Below are 16,495 nucleotides of genomic sequence, written 5' to 3' on the forward strand. Positions count from 1 at the left end.
TAGAACGACCTCAGGACAAGACGGTTAACGATCGTTGACGAACGGAGCCTGACCATGGGCGAGCAGCACGCAGTGAAGTTCCCGCAGGAGGTCCTCGACGAGTACGCGGCCCTGGGCATCGACCTGCCCTCGCTGTTCTCGGCGGGGCACCTCGGCGAGCGGATGGACATCCGCATCCTGGAGGCCTCGGCCGACCGCGTCGTCGGCACCATGCCCGTCGAGGGCAACACCCAGCCGTACGGGCTCCTGCACGGCGGGGCCTCCGCCGTGCTGGCCGAGACCCTCGGCTCGGTCGGCGCCATGATGCACGGCGGCATCACCAAGATCGCCGTCGGCGTGGACCTGAACTGCACCCACCACCGGGGCGCCCGCTCCGGCATCGTCACCGGCGTCGCCACCCCGGTCCACCGCGGCCGCTCGACGACCACCTTCGAGATCGTCATCACCGACGAGCAGGACAAGCGGATCTGCACCGCCCGCCTCACCTGCCTGCTGCGCGACGCCGACCAGGCCGCCGCGGGCGCCTGACCCCCTCGGCCCGGGTGCCGTGACGCGGGACCGCCCGGGCCGCGGGGCTCAGGCGGTCCCTTCCCGGTCGGGACGCAGGCGCCGGCGCAGTTCCTTCACCGCGTCCGCCGCCTCCCGACGCACCCCCGGGTGGGGGTGGCGCGGGAATCGCTCGACGGCCGGGAGCGCCACCGCCCGGTCACCCGTGGAACCGAGGACGCCCAGGACGCACTCCAGCAGGAGGGGTTCCATACCGTCCGCCGCGGCGAGCGGCGCGACCACCCGACAGGGGAACTCGTAGGGCGTGGTGGCCGTGCAGAGTGCGTGCGGCGCGGATGCCCGCAGCTCGTGGCTCCCGTCGGAGAGCGCGACCACGACGAGGCGCTCGGCCGGCCCGCCCCTGGCCCGTTCCCGGACGGCACCGCGCCCACCAACCGCCCGGAATCCGCCAGTCCGCACACTTCGCGGCGACATCTGTTGTGTCACCGATGGTCACCGCCTACGGTCCCCCCATGGGGACCATGCCACGCACGGCCCGGTACGCCGCCCACACCCTTCTCGCGGCGCTCGCCCTGACCGGATGCTCATCCTCCGCGCCACCCTCCGCGGCGGGCTCCGCGAGCCCCTCCGTCGACCCCGCCGACCCCGCCACGACCGCCCCACCCTCCCCCGTACAGGTGTGCACGAGCCTCGTGTCCTACTGGGCGAAGGAGACCCTCCTGGGCACCACGTGGTCCGGTCTCGACTGGGAGCAGAAGGGCCTGTCCAACGCCCAGTACGCGATCCACGAGGACGCGGTGGCCGCAGGACGCGCCGAGGAGCGAACTGCCGGACGGGACAAGGCACTTGAACTCATCGACCGATTCGTGGCGCAGCGCTGCGCCGCCGAGGGCGGCGCGACGACGAGTTCCGAGAACTGGCGCCCGCCGACGTGACCGAGGTCACCGCATTCCCGAGTGCGGTGTCCGTCTTCCGGGCAGATACCCCCGCGGGACCGAACCGCAGGTGAGCGGCCATGCCGCCACTCGAACAAGATCCATTCGGTTTCGAAACTGCCCTCTTGACCGTCACTCTGCGTAATGCGCATGAGGGCTGTAATCCGCCTTTTCCCTTAAGAAAGCCCACTCGGAGGATTCCTTTGGACACGCGCAGCCACATTCGGCCGAAAATGATCTAAGACAGGTGCATGAAGGCCTCAAGCCCCTTAGGAGAACTGGTAATTCTCACGATGCGGACACCCACCAAGGTAAGAAAACGTCCGATTTGTCCACACTCCCGCTACACATTCTTGGCCTTGGCATAACAAGAGCGTCACATCCTCCTTTCCCTGCTCCCCGTGCTCGCCACCTCGGGCCTAGAGTCACGGCCAGTCACCGCGCCGCAGGGCGCAATCAGCACGGCCGTGGACCTCCCAGTGCGGCCCGGCGACCTAACGGCACCTCTCACGAGAGAGCCGCGCCAGGGAAAGGAAGAATCGTGCGACACCGTTCTTTGCTCGTCCTCACCACCGTGATCACCACGGGAGCACTGACCCTCACCGCTTGCGGATCGCGCGACGGCGGAGACTCCAAGGACAACGGCGGCGGCAAGAAGACCACCGTCGTCATCGGTGTGGACGCCCCGCTCACGGGCTCGCTCTCCGCGCTCGGCCAGGGCATCAAGAACTCCGTCGACCTCGCGGCCAAGACGGCCAACAAGAACAACGAGGTCCCGGGCATCGAGTTCAAGGTCGAGGCCCTCGACGACCAGGCGGTCCCCGCCTCCGGTCAGGCCAACGCCACCAAGCTCGTCGGCAACAAGGACGTCCTCGGCGTCGTCGGCCCGCTGAACTCCGGCGTCGCCCAGCAGATGCAGGGCGTCTTCGCCTCCGCCAACCTGGCGCAGGTCTCCCCCGCCAACACCAACCCCGCGCTCAGCCAGGGCGACAACTGGGGCAAGGGCGAGTTCAAGCGCGGCTTCAAGACCTACTTCCGCACCGCCGCCACCGACGTGGTCCAGGGCAAGTTCGCCGCCCAGTACCTCTTCAAGGACGCCGGCAAGAAGAAGGTCTTCATCGTCGACGACAAGCAGACCTACGGCGCCGGCCTCGCCGCGATCTTCGCCGAGGAGTTCAAGAAGCTCGGCGGCGAGGTCGTCGGCACCGACCACGTCACCGTGAAGGAGACCGACTTCTCCTCCACCGCCGACAAGGTCAAGACCTCCGGCGCCGACTCCGTCTACTTCGGCGGCCAGTACCCCGAGGGCGGCCTGCTCGCCGACCAGATCAAGAAGACCGGCGCCAACGTCCCCCTCATGGGCGGCGACGGCATCCAGGACCCGGCCTTCATCAGCGCCTCCGGTGAGGCCAACGAGGGCGACCTCGCCACCTCGATCGGCTACCCGGTCGAGAAGCTCGACACCGCCAAGAAGTTCATCGAGGACTACAAGGCCGAGGGTTACAAGGACCCGTACGCCGCCTACGGTGGCTACTCCTACGACGCCGGCTGGGCCGTCATCCAGGCCGTCAAGGCCGCCGTCGCCGCCAACAACGGCAAGCTGCCCACCGACGCCCGCGCCAAGGTCGTCGAGGCGCTCGGCAAGGTCTCCTTCGAAGGCGTGACCGGCAAGGTCGCCTTCGACGAGTACGGCGACACCACCAACAAGCAGCTCACCGTCTACAAGGTCGAGGGCGGCAAGTGGGTCGACGTCAAGAGCGACACCTTCAACCAGTAAGCCCGTAGTCCCCAGCAACACCCGCACCACCTGAACCAACGCCGCGCGAGGGCGCAAACAGCGCCCTCGCGCGGAGTCTTATCCGACACGCTCATCGGAGGCCCTGCGGTGCACGAACTGCCGCAACAGCTGGCCAACGGCCTGGCCCTCGGTGCTCTCTATGGCCTCATCGCCATCGGGTACACCATGGTCTACGGCATCGTCCAGCTCATCAACTTCGCCCACGGCGAGATCTTCATGATCGGCGGCTTCGGCGCGCTCAGCGCCTACGCCATCCTCCCGACCGGCACCTCCCTGCTGATCGCGATACCCGTCATGATCATCGGAGGTGCCGCCACCTCCGTAGCCGTGGCCTGCGCAGCCGAACGCTTCGCCTACCGCCCACTGCGCAGCGCCCCCCGGCTCGCACCCCTCATCACCGCAATCGGCCTCTCGATCGCGCTCCAGCAGCTCGTCTGGCAGTTCTACCCGGACGCCAAGAAGGCCGTCAGCTTCCCTGAGTTCAAGGGCGCCGCCTTCAAGATCACCGACAGCCTGGCGATCCAGCGCGCGGACCTCTTCGTCCTCATCCTCGCCCCGCTCTGCATGCTCGCCCTCGGCATCTTCGTCCAGAAGAGCCGCAGCGGCCGCGCCATGCAGGCCACCGCGCAGGACCCCGACACCGCGAAGCTGATGGGCATCAACACCGACCGCATCATCGTCATGGCCTTCGCCATCGGTGCCGCGTTCGCCGCCGTCGCCGCCGTCGCCTACGGCCTCGACAAGGGCCAGATCAACTTCGAGATGGGCTTCATCCTCGGCCTCAAGGCCTTCACCGCAGCCGTCCTCGGCGGCATCGGCAACATCTACGGAGCCATGGTCGGCGGCGTCGTCCTCGGACTCGCCGAAGCCCTCTCGATCGCCTACATCGAAGACATCCCCGGCATGTCGCAGCTCGGCGGTGGCGCCTGGTCCAACGTCTGGGCCTTCGTACTCCTCATCGTCGTCCTCCTCGTGCGGCCACAAGGCCTGCTCGGTGAGCGCGTCGCGGATCGGGCGTGAGAACCATGACCACCAACACCACCCCGCAGACCGCGCAGACCGCCGACACGGTGAAGCAGGGCCCCGCGCCCACCACCCTCCTCTACACGGTCATCGCCGGCAGCCTCCTCACCATCGTCAGCGCCTTCCTCGCGTGGACGTGGACCGCCGAATTCCCCGGCGACCTGACCTACTACGGAAGCCCCGCGGGCCTCCAGTACGTCACCCTCGCCGGAGCCGCCCTCACCCTCGTCCACGCGCTCTCCGCGCTCGGCGTCAAGGGCTTCGGCTGGCTCACCCCCAACGGCTCCCGCAAGGCGCTGTTCTTCCTCACCCTCGGCAACCTCGCCGCCACCTGGTTCACGGTCCTCGCGATCACCGTCGTCCTCGGCGGAGTCGTCAACGTCGAACCCGGCGCCCTCGTCGCCCTCGTCGGCTCGCTCATCCCGGTCATCGCCGTGAGCAAGCTCCCCGACGACACCCGCAAGGCGGCCCCCGCCAAGGAACTGCCCTCCTGGGCCGAAATCCTCATCATCACGGCCGTCTTCGCCATCGGTCTCTTCGTCATCACCTACGGCATCGACACCGATGACAAGGAACCGCAGCTCTTCGTCGCCTACCTGATCACCGTCGGCCTCGCCGCCTTCGCGCTGAACAAGTCCGGCCTCTTCGCCCGCCTCGGCGGCCTCACCGCCAAGTACCGCCAGGTCACCCTGCTCGGCACCGCGGCCGCCGCCATCGCCTTCCCGTTCATCCAGCAGAGCGGCGACACCTACACGCTGATCGCGGTCAACATCCTGATCTTCGCGACCGTCGCCCTCGGCCTCAACGTCGTCGTCGGCCTCGCCGGCCTCCTCGACCTCGGCTACGTCGCCTTCCTCGGCGTCGGCGCCTACGCCGCGGCCCTGGTCTCCGGAAGCACCGCATCCGCCTTCGGCATCCACCTCCCCTTCTGGGCAGCGGTCATCGTCGGCGCCCTCGCCTCGCTCATCTTCGGCGTGGTCATCGGAGCCCCGACCCTGCGCCTGCGCGGCGACTACCTCGCCATCGTCACCCTCGGCTTCGGAGAAATCTTCCGCATCGCCATGGGCAACCTCGACGGCACCTCCGGCCCCGACATCACCAACGGCCCCAACGGCATCCCCAACATCCCCCACCTCGAACTCTTCGGGTGGAACTTCGGGGAATCCCACGTGGTCGGCGGCATCACCCTCGGCGCCTACGCCAACTACTACTTCCTGATGCTGCTCGTGATGGCCCTCGTCGTCGTGGTCTTCGCCCGCGCCGGCAGCAGCCGCATCGGCCGCGCCTGGGTCGCCATCCGCGAGGACGAGACCGCCGCCGAAGCCATGGGCATCAACGGCTTCAAGGTCAAGCTCATCGCCTTCGCCCTCGGCGCCACCCTCGCCGGCCTCGCCGGCACCGTCCAGGCACACGTCAACAGCACGGTCGTCCCCGAGAACTACGTCTTCGCCGGGCCCGTCCCGCCGAACTCCGCGTTCCTCCTCGCCGCCGTCATCCTCGGCGGCATGGGCACCATCCGCGGCCCCATCCTCGGCGCCGCACTCCTCTTCCTGATCCCGGCGAAGCTGGCCTTCCTCCAGGACTACCAGCTCCTCGCATTCGGTATCGCCCTCATCCTGCTCATGCGCTTCCGCCCCGAAGGCCTCATCGCCAACAAGCGCGCGCAGCTCGAGTTCCACGACGACACCGCTGACCAGGCCCCCACGGACCTGGCCACCGCCAAGGCGGGGGCGTGAACGACATGACGACCACCACGGACACCACGTCCACCACCACCAAGACCACGGTTCTCGAAGCCAAGGGCGTCACCATGCGCTTCGGCGGCCTCACCGCCGTCAAGGGCGTCGACCTCCAGGTCAACGCGGGCGAGATCGTCGGACTCATCGGCCCCAACGGCGCCGGCAAGACCACCTTCTTCAACTGCCTCACCGGGCTGTACGTCCCCACCGAGGGCAGCGTCAGCTACAAGGGCACGGTCCTGCCTCCCAAGCCCCACAAGGTCACCGAGGCCGGCATCGCCCGCACCTTCCAGAACATCCGGCTCTTCCACAACATGACCGTGCTGGAGAACGTCCTCGTCGGACGCCACACCCGCACCAAGGAAGGCCTCTGGTCCGCACTCCTGCGCGGCCCCGGCTTCAAGAAGGCCGAAGCCGCCAGCGAAGCGCGCGCCATGGAACTCCTCGAGTTCATCGGCCTGGAGAACAAGGCCCAGCACCTGGCCAAGAACCTCCCCTACGGCGAACAGCGCAAGCTGGAGATCGCCCGCGCCCTCGCCAGCGACCCCGGCCTCATCCTCCTGGACGAGCCCACCGCCGGCATGAACCCGCAGGAAACCCGCGCTGCCGAAGAACTCATCTTCGCCATCCGCGACATGGGCATCGCCGTCCTCGTCATCGAGCACGACATGCGCTTCATCTTCAACCTCTGCGACCGCGTCGCCTGCCTCGTCCAGGGCGAGAAGCTCATCGAAGGCACCGCCGCCGAGGTCCAGGGCGACGAGCGCGTCATCGCCGCCTACCTCGGCGAGCCCTTCGAGGGCGACCCGGGCGCCGCCGACGACGCCGCCGTCGAAGCAGCGGAAGCCGCCGCCGAAGCCGCAGCAGCGACCGAAGCCGAGGCCGAGACGGAGACCGAGGCTGCGGCCGAGGCCACCGACGAAGCCACCGAGACCGACGCCGAAACCGAAGCGGAGGCCGAAGCCGACACCGACGGCGACACCGACGCCCCGGCCGACGCCGACTCGGACAGCACCACCAGCACCACCAGCACGGAAGGAGAGGCCAAGTGACCGCACTGCTCCAGGTCGAAGACCTCAAGGTCGCCTACGGCAAGATCGAAGCCGTCAAGGGAATCTCCTTCGAAGTCAACGAAGGCGAAATCGTCTGCCTCGTCGGCACCAACGGCGCCGGCAAGACGACCACCCTGCGCACCCTCTCCGGGCTCATCAAGCCCAAGAGCGGCAGCATCACCTTCGACGGCCAGCCCCTGGCCGCCGTACCCGCCCACAAGATCGTCTCCCTGGGCCTCGCCCACTCCCCCGAGGGACGCCACATCTTCCCCCGGCTGACGATCGCCGAAAACCTCCAGCTCGGCGCGTTCCTGCGCACCGACAAGGAGGGCATCGAGGCGGATGTCCAGCGCGCCTACGAGATGTTCCCCATCCTGGGTGAGCGTCGCAAGCAGGCCGCCGGCACCCTCTCGGGCGGCGAGCAGCAGATGCTCGCCATGGGCCGCGCGCTCATGTCCCGCCCCAAGCTCCTGATGCTGGACGAGCCCTCCATGGGCCTGTCGCCGCTGATGATGCAGAAGATCATGGCGACCATCAAGGACCTCAAGGCCGCCGGCATGACCATCCTGCTCGTCGAGCAGAACGCCCAGGCGGCGCTCTCGCTCTCCGACAGCGCGCACGTGATGGAGATCGGCAAGATCGTTCTCTCCGGCACCGGCCGCGACCTCCTCCACAACGAGGACGTCCGCAAGGCCTACCTCGGCGAGGACTGACACAACGTGTGAGGCCCGCCTCCCCTCGGGGGGAGGCGGGCCTCACGCATGTCCGGCGGCGGCCGCTACTTGCCGCTCTCCTTCTTCTTCGCCTCGGCGTCCTCGATGACGACCTCGGCGACCTGCTGCATGGACATCCGGCGGTCCATGGACGACTTCTGGATCCACCGGAAGGCGGCCGGCTCCGTCAGCCCGTACTGCGTCTGCAGAATGCTCTTGGCGCGGTCCACCAGCTTGCGGGTCTCCAGCCGCTGCGACAGGTCGGCGACCTCCTGCTCCAACGCACGCAGCTCCGCGAACCGGGACACGGCCATCTCGATGGCCGGCACCACGTCGCTCTTGCTGAACGGCTTCACGAGGTACGCCATCGCACCGGCGTCCCGCGCCCGCTCGACGAGGTCGCGCTGCGAGAACGCGGTGAGCATCAGCACGGGCGCGATGGACTCCTCCGCGATCTTCTCGGCCGCGGAGATCCCGTCCAGGACGGGCATCTTCACGTCGAGGATCACCAGGTCGGGACGGTGCTCACGGGCGAGCTCGACGGCCGTCTGGCCGTCACCGGCCTCGCCGACGACGGAGTAGCCCTCTTCTTCGAGCATCTCTTTGAGATCGAGACGGATGAGCGCCTCGTCCTCGGCGATGACGACGCGGGTCGTCAGCGGCGGAACGTGCGACTGGTCGGCGTCGGGCGTGGGCGTCGACTCGTGCTCGGCGGTCACGGATGCTCCTCTTTGCGGGGCTCTGCTGCTTGGATGAGCCTACCTAGCAGCGCCGCCGCGTGGTCACCCGGTACACTCCGACGTGCGACCCTGCCGGGTTGGTGGAATGGCATACACGGATGTCTCAAACACATCTGCCCGTGAGGGCTTGCGGGTTCGAGTCCCGCACCCGGCACAGCATCCAGAAAGCGGACGTTCACCATCGCGTGAACGTCCGCTTTTTGTCACACACGGAGAGTCGCCGTCACAGAGTGTGGCCCCATGGAGCTCCATAGCCTTGAAACACGTCAGACGGCCCTCTCCCTCTTGCGCGGAGGCACCCGCAACGCGGACGTTGCGCGGCGCCTGAACGTACCGCTGGGCACCATCGGCTACTGGAAGCACTTGGACCGCGCAACACGTGGGGAATGTCCCGGATCCCACGATCCAGACTGCCCTCGCTGCGATGGGAGCCCCCTGGACACCGAGGCGTATTCATACCTGCTCGGGCTCTATCTGGGCGACGGCCACATAAGTCACTACTCGGGGCACCGCGTCCCCAACCTCATGATCACATGCGACGACCACTGGCCCGGCCTGATGGATTCCGCCGAACGGGCGATGGAGCGAGTCTTCCCCTCCAATCGGGTGTGCCGCGTCCGGAAGGTCGGTTGTCACAACGTCAAGGTCTACTCGAAGCACCTTGAATGCCTCTTCCCTCAACACGGACCGGGCAGGAAACACGAGCGAGCGATCGTTCTCGAAAGCTGGCAGCAGGAAATCGTGGACGCTCACCCGTGGGCGTTCCTGCGGGGGCTGATCCACTCCGACGGATGCAGGATCACCAACTGGACCACCCGCATGGTCGGGGGCGTGAAGAAACGCTACGAATACCCCAGGTACCTCTTCACGAACAAGTCCGACGACATCCGGAAGCTCTGCACCGACACGCTGACCAAGGTCGGGGTCCGGTGGACGGTGTTGGCGCGGGGCAGTGATCCGTTCAACGTGTCCGTCGCGCGGAAGGCCTGCGTCGCCCTCATGGACGCCCACATCGGGCCGAAGTACTAGGCGAGCCGTGGAGGGACCCAGGTGTGGTGGCGGAGGATCATGCGGGTCGCGGCGCGGGAGGGGGTCAGTCGCATGGCCGTGTTGCGGAGGGCGACGGCCAAGGGGTGGGAGAGCTGCTGGCCCATCCGGCCGGCTTGGCGGGCGGCTCGTGCCACCGCTTGGGCGCGGGGGCGGCGTTCGGCGTCGTAGCGGGTGAGGGCGGCAGGGACGGTCGGCTCGGTGGCGAGGGCTGCGGCCAGGGTGACGGCGTCCTCCAGGGCCTGGCAGGCGCCCTGTCCGAGGTGGGGGGTCATGGCGTGTGCCGCGTCGCCGAGCAGGGCGATCCGTCCGGCCACGTAGGTGGGGAGGGGTGTGGGGAGTTCGTTGATGTCGTGGTGCAGTACGGCGTCGGGGTGGGTGGCGTCGAGGAGGGCGGGGATGGGGTCGTGCCAGGTGCGGAATCGGCGGCGTAGTTCGGTGAGTGGGTCGGTGAAGCGGGTTCGGGCGGGGAGGTCGAGGACGGCGTGCCATTCGGCTCGGCCGTCGAGGAAGGCGATGTGTCCGAATTCGGTTCCGTGGCCCCAGGTGAGTTCGAAGTCGGTGTGGAGGTCGACGGGGTGGTCGGTGATGGCGCGTAGGACGGTGGAGCCGCTGTAGGTGGGGTGGGGGTGGGTGGGGAAGAGGTGGTGGCGTGTGCGGCTGTTGATGCCGTCGGCTGCGATGACGAGGTCGGCGTCGAGGGTGGTGGTGCCGTAGGTGACGCGGGCTGTGGTCGGGGTGGTCTGTGTGATGGGGCCGGCTTCGGTGCCGATGCGGAGTGTGTCGGTGGGGAGGTGTTCGCGCAGGAGTCGGTGGAGGGTGGCGCGGGGGATGCCGACGATGGGTGTGCCTACGGCTTCTTCGAGTGCGGTGCCGTTCATGTGGGTGAGCCAGGTGCCGTTGGGGGTGCGGGTGCCGCCTGTGTATTGGTTGCGGGAGGCGGCGCGTACGGCGTGGCCGATGCCGAGTTCGTCGAGTGCGTGGAGGCCGTTGGCGGCGAGTGAGATGCCGGCTCCGGCGTCTTCGGGGGTCGGGGAGCGTTCGATGACGGTGACGTTCCATCCGATGCGGTGGAGTCCGAGGGCGGTGGCGAGTCCGCCGATGCCGCCTCCGACCACTACGGCTGTGTTGTTCATGTCCGACCCCCGTTTTCTACAGCTGTAGAAGGTGGAGGCTACCTGAGGGTCTACAGGTGTAGAAAGGGGGTATGGCTTCGGATCGACGTACCTTGCTCGCGGATGCGGCTCTCGACGTGCTGGCGGACGAGGGCATGCGCGGGTTGACCCATCGGGCTGTCGACCGCAGGGCGGGGATGCCGCCCGGTACCACGTCGACGTACTTCCGCACCCGGGCGGCGTTGCTCGCCGGTCTCGTCACGCGTCTGGTTCAGGTCGACCAGGCGGAGTTGCAGGCGATGGCGGAGGAGCTTCCGCCGCTGCGTACGGTCGGGGAGTTGGTGGACGGCATGGTGGCGCTCACCCGGCAGCGGCTGACGGGTGAGGGGCGTCGGCGCTCACTGGCGCGCTACGCCTGCGCCGTCGAGAGCGTGCGCGATCCGGAGTTGCGCGAGATCCTCATCCCTCGTGAGAACGCCGGCCGTGAGGCGGTCCGGCTCTTTCTCGCCGCGCGTGGTGTGACGGATGTGGAGGATCGGACGCACACGCTGCTGACGTGCATCGACGGGCTGGTGTTCGATCGGCTGGTGAGCGGCGGCGAGGTGTCCCGTGAGGCGTTGACCGGGCTGGTCGCCGCCGCCGTGCGTGGGGACGACGTGCCGGGGTGACCGTGGGTGTGCTCAGGTGTGGTCGGTCGTGGACGCGAGGAAGGATTCGACCGCGAGGTTGAAGGGTCCCTGGCTTTCGAGGTTGACCATGTGGGCCGCCGAGGCGAGCCGTTGGTGTTCGGCGTCGGGCACGCTTCGGGCGATGGCTTGGGCGTTCGACGTGATGTCGGTGCTGTCGAGTTCTCCGTCGAGCACGAGGGTGGGTGCGCCGATGGAGGCCAGTCGGTCCGCCGCGCCGATTTCCTGCGGCGTCCCGGCGCCGAGCCCGTGGGCGTGTCGTGCGACGTTGGCGGTCGCCGACGCGTGGAGTCGTGCGCGGAGTCGGGGGTTGACCTGGGACGGTTCGCGGTGGGGTCCGTCCACCCACATCCGGAGGAAGTGCTCGACGAACCGTTGTGCGCCGTGGGCCGGGTCGCCGATCGCGGCGATCTGCTGTGCGGTGTGGTGTGCGACGTAGGGGTCGGTGAAGGGTCGGCCGCTCACGCCGGGCGAGGCGAGGATCAGTGCGGAGACGGACTGCGGGTGGGCCAGGGCCGTGTCGATGGCGGTCCGTGCGCCGAGGGAGAGTCCTACGAGCGTGGCGCGGGGGATGTCGAGGTGGGTGAGCAGGGCGTGGAGATCGTCGTGGTGGGCGTAGTCCCGTGAGACGGTGGAGGAGCGGCCGTGGCCGCGGGCGTCGTAGCGGATGACGTGGTGCCCGAGGGTGGCGAGCCGGGTGAATTGCTCGTCCCACATGGTGAGGTCGAGCATGCCGCCGTGGAGCAGGACGACGGGGGGTCCCTCGCCGGTGGACTCGTAGAAGAGTTCGCCCGCGTCGATGGGTGCGGTGGCGGCGGTGATGGCGGTGATGGCGGGTGTGCGCGTGTGCGTCATCGTGGGTCGCCTCGTCGGTCCGTGGGGTGGGGTGGGGCGTTCTGTGCGAGGTCCTTGAATTCTTCGCCGAGGCGTCGGAGTACGTGCAGGGTCGTCGCGACGTCGCCGGTGGTGAGATCGAACAGCCGGCGCCGTAGTTCGGTTTCCTCGGCTTCCTGGATGCTCCGGATGGCGGCTTCCCCTTGGGGGGTGAGCCGGATCAGGTGGGAGCGTCGGTGTTCCGGGTTGGGTGCGGTCTCGGTGAGCCCGAGGGTTGTCGCGTCGTTCACGAGGCGTTGGACGGGCTGTCGGTCCAGGCCGAGCAGGCGGGCGAGTTGGGGGACGGTTCGGGGGCCGGCCCTGTGCAGTTCGTCCATCACCGCGTGCTGGCCGGCGGTCATCCCCGTGCCCGTCAGCTCCCGTTCCACGGCGCGCACGATGGTGCGGTGCAGTGGCCAGAGGTTGCGGATCACTTCGTACAGCAGGGGCCCCGGTGGGGGCTCGTTCTTCGCACGCTCATCGACACCCATGATGTCATCATGACACCTTGAGTGTCAGTGTGGCCAGGGTTCAGAGGTGCGTGGTGGTTCCGGTGGAGGGGTCGTAGGTAATCAGGGGCGGTAGTTGGTGGTGGCCGGTGACGGTCTCGGCGGTGAGGACGGCGGGGCGGTCGCAGGCCGTGCCCAGTTCGGTCAGGAAGCGCAGTACGTCGGCGACGTGGGCGCCGTCCTCGATGGCGTCGGGCCAGAGGGAGAATTCGATCCCGTCGACCGGCAGATGGGCCGAGAAGCGGGTGTGACCGTATCGGACGCCGAGGGTTGCCGTGTAGCCGTCCTCGATGGTGGCGAACGGGTCGCTGGTGTCGTTCGGGTCGAGGTCGTGTCCCTCGGGGTCGTAGTACCAGGTGAGTTGGTCGGCGGTGCTGCGGAGGTGGCGTAGGACCTGCTGCCAGTGGGTGTCGTCGGTGTCGGCGACGGTGATGTCGCGGAGGCTGCCGTCGACGTAGAACACGTCGCACATCCATGGTTCGGGGAGGCGGCAGGTGCCCGGGCGTGGTGCGCAGTCGTGGTGTGCCTGCCGCGTGGTCATTCGGTCCGTCCCCCATGTGTGCGTGGTGAGGGGCCAGTATGGCGTTAGGGCAGGTCGCCGTTGCCGCCGAGGTTGGCGACCAGGCGGCGGAGGGTGTCGATGGTGGCGGCGTAGGTGGCGTCGTCGATGCCCTGCCGCATGGCCTCGTGCACCTTGGCGTTGCGGGCGTGGGCGCGGAGGCGGCCTGCTTCGCCGGCTTCGGTGAGGGTGAGGCGGTGGTCGGTCTCGGTGATCCAGCCGCGGGTGGTGAGGTCGTCGTGGACGGCCTCGAAGTCGGTGTCCTGGTCGTCGTAGGGAGCCAGCTTTGCGATGAGGGCCTCGCGGGTCCAGTGGCCGGGGGTGCCTGCTATGTGGTTGAGCGTCCACCAGTGGGGCTGGGTGAGGTGTTCTTCGGCGAGGGCGGTGCGGAGGCCGCCGATGATCAGGTGTGCGGCTTCGCGGGTCCAGTGGCCGATGGGCTGGGCGGCGAGCTGCTGCTGCGAGTGTTCCTTGATCGTCATGTGGCGACCGTATGACCTCAGGTTAGGTTGAGGTCAAGCGATGGTTCGACGAGGGAATGCGTGATGGGTGAGAAGGCCCGGAAGTTGTTCGGCGCGCTCGACCTGGATGAGGACGGGGAGCTGACGCGGGCGGAGGTGATCTCGGCGCTGCGGTCGAAGGGGCCGACTCCGGCGGCGCGGGGGGATCTGCCGTTCTGGGGTGTGGGGGATGCGGAGGCGTCGTCGGCGTTGTTCGACGCGGCCGATGCGAATGGGGATGCGGTGTTGTCGTTCGAGGAGTTCGCGGCGGTGGTGGATCGGCGGTTCGGCTGGTAGGCGCGAGCGGGGGGTGACCGCGTCGGGCGGGTGGTGTGGCCCGACGCGGTGCGTCGCGTGGGTCAGCGGACCGCGTCGCCGATGTGGTGGATGCGGACGAGGTTGGTGGATCCGGTGACGCCGGGGGGTGAGCCGGCGGTGATGACGACGATGTCGCCGGGTACGCAGCGGCCGATGCGCAGGAGTTCTTCTTCGACCTGGGCGACCATGGCGTCGGTGGAGTCGACGTGGGGGCCGAGGAAGGTTTCGACGCCCCAGGTGAGGTTGAGCTGGGAGCGGGTGGCCTGGTCGGGGGTGAAGGCGAGGAGGGGAATGGGTGAGCGGTAGCGGGAGAGTCGGCGGACGGTGTCGCCGCTCTGGGTGAAGGCGACGAGAAATTTGGCGTCGAGGAAGTCGCCCATTTCGGCGGCGGCGCGGGCGACGGCTCCGCCTTGGGTGCGGGGCTTGTTGCGGTCGGTGAGTGGGGGGAGGCCCTTGGCGAGGATGTCTTCTTCGGCGGCTTCGACGATGCGGGACATGGTGCGGACGGTTTCGATGGGGTATTTGCCGACGCTGGTTTCGCCGGAGAGCATGACGGCGTCGGTGCCGTCGATGATGGCGTTGGCGACGTCGCTGGCTTCGGCGCGGGTGGGGCGGGAGTTGTCGATCATCGAGTCGAGCATTTGGGTGGCGACGATGACGGGTTTGGCGTTGCGCTTGGCGAGTTTGATGGCGCGCTTTTGGACGATGGGGACTTGTTCGAGGGGCATTTCGACGCCGAGGTCGCCGCGGGCGACCATGATGCCGTCGAAGGCGGCGACGATGTCGTCGATGTTTTCGACGGCTTGAGGCTTTTCGACCTTGGCGATGACGGGGAGGCGTCGGCCTTCTTCGTCCATGATGCGGTGGACGTCCTGGATGTCGCGGCCGCTGCGGACGAAGGAGAGGGCGATGACGTCGGCGCCGGTGCGCAGGGCCCAGCGGAGGTCTTCGATGTCTTTTTCGGAGAGGGCGGGGACGGAGACGGCTACGCCGGGGAGGTTGAGGCCTTTGTGGTCGGAGACCATGCCGCCTTCGATGACGCGGGTGTGGACGCGGGGGCCGTCGACCTCGGTGACTTCGAGGGTGACGCGGCCGTCGTCGACGAGGATGAGTTCGCCGGTGGTGACGTCGGTGGCGAGGCCTTTGTAGGTGGTGCCGCAGGTGTGGCGGTCGCCTTCGTGGTCCTCGACGGTGATGGTGAACGCGTCGCCGCGTTCAAGGAGTACGGGTCCTTCGCGGAAGCGGCCGAGGCGGATCTTCGGGCCTTGAAGGTCGGCGAGGATGCCGACGCTGCGGCCGGTCTCGTCGGAGGCCTTGCGTACGCGCTGGTAGCGCTCCTCGTGTTCGGCGGTGGTGCCGTGGCTGAGATTGAGGCGGGCGATGTCCATTCCGGCTTCGACCAGGGCTTTGATCTGGTCGTATGAGTCGGTGGCGGGGCCCAGGGTACATACGATTTTCGCTCGGCGCATGGGTCGAGCGTATTCCCCTACCTGCGGGTAGGAAATCGGTTCCGGGTGTCCACTCAACAACCTTTGAGCAAAAGCTTGTTGACAACTGTTGAATGTGCATGGGGGTGCTCTGATGAGCACCCCCGGGGCGGCGTTTATGGGTTCTTCAGAGTTGCGGAGGGGTCATGGTGAAGCGGGCGTTCACCTGTGCGTAGACGGTCTGGCGTTGGGGTTCGAGGTCGAGGGGCGGGGGGCCGGCGTCCTCGGTGGCGCTGAAGGCCATGGTGCGCATGCCGGCGCCGGGGGCGGGGGTGAAGGGGGCGGCGTTCTCGGCGCCGAGGTCGGCGAGTTCGACGAGGGCGGCGAGGTTCGCGCCGAGGGCTTCGGCGTATTCGCGGGCGCGTTGGACGGCTTCGAGGACCGCTTGGCGGCGGGCTCGGCCGTGGGCGGGTGAGGTGGGGCGCAGAGCCCACCAGGGGCCGTCGACCTCGGTGAGTTCGAGGTCGGCGAGGCGGGTGGTGAGTTCGCCGAGGGTGGTGAAGTCGCTGAGTTCGGCGGTGATGTGGACGCGGCCGTGGTAGGCGCGGACGCGTTCGGCACGGCCGTGGCGGGTGAGTTCGGGGGTGATGGAGAAGGCGCCGGTTTCGAGTTTTTCGACGGGGTCGCCGTAGCTCTTGATGAGGTCGAGGGCGGCGTTGTTGCGGCGGGTGAGGTCTTCGAGTGCGGTGCGGCGGTCGGTGCCGCGGGCGCTGACGGTGATTCCGATGCGGGCGATCTCGGGGTCGACTTCGATGCGGGCTTCGCCGCGGACTGCTACGCGGGGTACTTCGGGGGTTCCGTAGGGCTGGTGCGATGCGTCCTGGGTCATGGTTTCCACTGTCGCACTGTCGCTCGTTCGGGTGTGGTCACCGGATCGAAACCTGTCGGGGGTGT

General features: G+C 68.2%; 19 protein-coding genes and 1 tRNA gene. 11 read left to right on the forward strand and 9 right to left on the reverse strand.

Going from position 1 to position 16,495, the window contains the following annotated elements; genetic code table 11:
• Positions 1 to 54 precede the first annotated feature (54 nt).
• A complete protein-coding gene (locus tag OG624_RS11715; protein ID WP_161290947.1) occupies positions 55 to 528 on the forward strand; it encodes a PaaI family thioesterase in 474 nt (157 codons plus the stop codon).
• 48 nt (positions 529 to 576) lie between these two features.
• Here OG624_RS11715 and OG624_RS11720 read toward each other — a convergent pair whose 3' ends face one another.
• Positions 577 to 882 carry a hypothetical protein gene (locus tag OG624_RS11720; protein WP_371639394.1) on the reverse strand — a complete coding sequence of 102 codons (306 nt, stop codon included), beginning with the start codon at positions 880 to 882 and terminating at the stop codon, positions 577 to 579.
• A 137-nt stretch (positions 883 to 1,019) separates the two neighbouring features.
• Here OG624_RS11720 and OG624_RS11725 point away from each other — a divergent pair, with 137 nt between their 5' ends.
• The 6 genes from OG624_RS11725 to OG624_RS11750 all read left to right on the forward strand — a co-directional run bounded on the left by OG624_RS11725 (position 1,020) and on the right by OG624_RS11750 (position 7,767).
• Entirely contained in the window at positions 1,020 to 1,442 is a 423-nt protein-coding gene (locus OG624_RS11725) for a hypothetical protein (protein WP_371639395.1), read from the forward strand.
• A 541-nt stretch (positions 1,443 to 1,983) separates the two neighbouring features.
• Entirely contained in the window at positions 1,984 to 3,219 is a 1,236-nt protein-coding gene (locus tag OG624_RS11730; RefSeq protein ID WP_033222143.1) for a branched-chain amino acid ABC transporter substrate-binding protein, read from the forward strand.
• Positions 3,220 to 3,327: 108 nt separating this feature from the next.
• Positions 3,328 to 4,260 carry a branched-chain amino acid ABC transporter permease gene (locus tag OG624_RS11735; RefSeq protein ID WP_033222142.1) on the forward strand — a complete coding sequence of 311 codons (933 nt, stop codon included), beginning with the start codon at positions 3,328 to 3,330 and terminating at the stop codon, positions 4,258 to 4,260.
• A 5-nt stretch (positions 4,261 to 4,265) separates the two neighbouring features.
• Entirely contained in the window at positions 4,266 to 5,999 is a 1,734-nt protein-coding gene (locus tag OG624_RS11740) for a branched-chain amino acid ABC transporter permease (RefSeq protein ID WP_033222140.1), read from the forward strand.
• 5 nt (positions 6,000 to 6,004) lie between these two features.
• Positions 6,005 to 7,054, forward strand: coding sequence for an ABC transporter ATP-binding protein (locus OG624_RS11745; RefSeq protein ID WP_033222235.1), 1,050 nt, complete (start codon positions 6,005 to 6,007; stop codon positions 7,052 to 7,054).
• Complete coding sequence (locus OG624_RS11750; protein WP_033222138.1) at positions 7,051 to 7,767, forward strand: ABC transporter ATP-binding protein; 717 nt, start codon at positions 7,051 to 7,053, stop codon at positions 7,765 to 7,767. The genes OG624_RS11745 and OG624_RS11750 overlap by 4 nt, the downstream gene beginning before the upstream one ends.
• 65 nt (positions 7,768 to 7,832) lie before the next feature.
• Here the strand turns inward: OG624_RS11750 and OG624_RS11755 are convergent, their stop codons facing one another.
• Positions 7,833 to 8,486: an ANTAR domain-containing response regulator gene (locus OG624_RS11755; RefSeq protein WP_030008501.1), complete on the reverse strand. Its 654-nt coding sequence runs from the start codon at positions 8,484 to 8,486 to the stop codon at positions 7,833 to 7,835.
• Between the two features lie 92 nt (positions 8,487 to 8,578).
• Between OG624_RS11755 and OG624_RS11760 the strand changes: the two genes are divergently transcribed.
• Positions 8,579 to 8,661, forward strand: a tRNA-Leu gene (locus tag OG624_RS11760).
• 86 nt (positions 8,662 to 8,747) lie between these two features.
• A complete protein-coding gene (locus OG624_RS11765) occupies positions 8,748 to 9,536 on the forward strand; it encodes a helix-turn-helix domain-containing protein (RefSeq protein WP_266357998.1) in 789 nt (262 codons plus the stop codon).
• On the opposite strand, the gene OG624_RS11770 is transcribed toward OG624_RS11765, so the two are convergent.
• Positions 9,533 to 10,690 (reverse strand): FAD-dependent oxidoreductase, encoded by a 1,158-nt coding sequence (locus OG624_RS11770; RefSeq protein WP_371639396.1) that lies wholly within the window; start codon positions 10,688 to 10,690, stop codon positions 9,533 to 9,535. The genes OG624_RS11765 and OG624_RS11770 overlap by 4 nt on opposite strands.
• A 71-nt stretch (positions 10,691 to 10,761) precedes the next feature.
• Here OG624_RS11770 and OG624_RS11775 point away from each other — a divergent pair, with 71 nt between their 5' ends.
• Positions 10,762 to 11,337: a TetR/AcrR family transcriptional regulator gene (locus tag OG624_RS11775; RefSeq protein WP_371639397.1), complete on the forward strand. Its 576-nt coding sequence runs from the start codon at positions 10,762 to 10,764 to the stop codon at positions 11,335 to 11,337.
• A gap of 12 nt (positions 11,338 to 11,349) precedes the next feature.
• Here the strand turns inward: OG624_RS11775 and OG624_RS11780 are convergent, their stop codons facing one another.
• The 4 genes from OG624_RS11780 to OG624_RS11795 are packed head-to-tail and all read right to left on the reverse strand — an operon-like array spanning position 11,350 to position 13,778.
• Positions 11,350 to 12,210, reverse strand: a complete 861-nt coding sequence (locus OG624_RS11780) for an alpha/beta fold hydrolase (protein ID WP_371639398.1) — start codon at positions 12,208 to 12,210, stop codon at positions 11,350 to 11,352.
• Positions 12,207 to 12,719, reverse strand: a complete 513-nt coding sequence (locus tag OG624_RS11785) for a MarR family winged helix-turn-helix transcriptional regulator (protein ID WP_371639399.1) — start codon at positions 12,717 to 12,719, stop codon at positions 12,207 to 12,209. Before OG624_RS11785 ends, OG624_RS11780 begins: the two co-directional genes overlap by 4 nt.
• A gap of 40 nt (positions 12,720 to 12,759) precedes the next feature.
• Positions 12,760 to 13,278 (reverse strand): hypothetical protein, encoded by a 519-nt coding sequence (locus OG624_RS11790; RefSeq protein ID WP_371639400.1) that lies wholly within the window; start codon positions 13,276 to 13,278, stop codon positions 12,760 to 12,762.
• Between the two features lie 44 nt (positions 13,279 to 13,322).
• The gene (locus OG624_RS11795) at positions 13,323 to 13,778 is read right to left on the reverse strand and encodes a hypothetical protein (RefSeq protein ID WP_033222133.1); all 456 of its coding nucleotides are present in this window, start codon (positions 13,776 to 13,778) and stop codon (positions 13,323 to 13,325) included.
• A gap of 63 nt (positions 13,779 to 13,841) precedes the next feature.
• Here OG624_RS11795 and OG624_RS11800 point away from each other — a divergent pair, with 63 nt between their 5' ends.
• The gene (locus OG624_RS11800; protein WP_033222231.1) at positions 13,842 to 14,093 is read left to right on the forward strand and encodes an EF-hand domain-containing protein; all 252 of its coding nucleotides are present in this window, start codon (positions 13,842 to 13,844) and stop codon (positions 14,091 to 14,093) included.
• 62 nt (positions 14,094 to 14,155) lie between these two features.
• Here OG624_RS11800 and pyk read toward each other — a convergent pair whose 3' ends face one another.
• Together pyk and OG624_RS11810 are read right to left on the reverse strand one after the other, a co-directional pair.
• Positions 14,156 to 15,583: a pyruvate kinase gene (gene pyk, locus OG624_RS11805; RefSeq protein WP_033222131.1), complete on the reverse strand. Its 1,428-nt coding sequence runs from the start codon at positions 15,581 to 15,583 to the stop codon at positions 14,156 to 14,158.
• Between the two features lie 145 nt (positions 15,584 to 15,728).
• Entirely contained in the window at positions 15,729 to 16,430 is a 702-nt protein-coding gene (locus OG624_RS11810) for an SIMPL domain-containing protein (RefSeq protein ID WP_033222129.1), read from the reverse strand.
• Positions 16,431 to 16,495 lie beyond the last annotated feature (65 nt).

Origin of the sequence: Streptomyces virginiae (genome assembly GCF_041432505.1) — a bacterium.
GTDB lineage: Bacteria > Actinomycetota > Actinomycetes > Streptomycetales > Streptomycetaceae > Streptomyces > Streptomyces virginiae_A.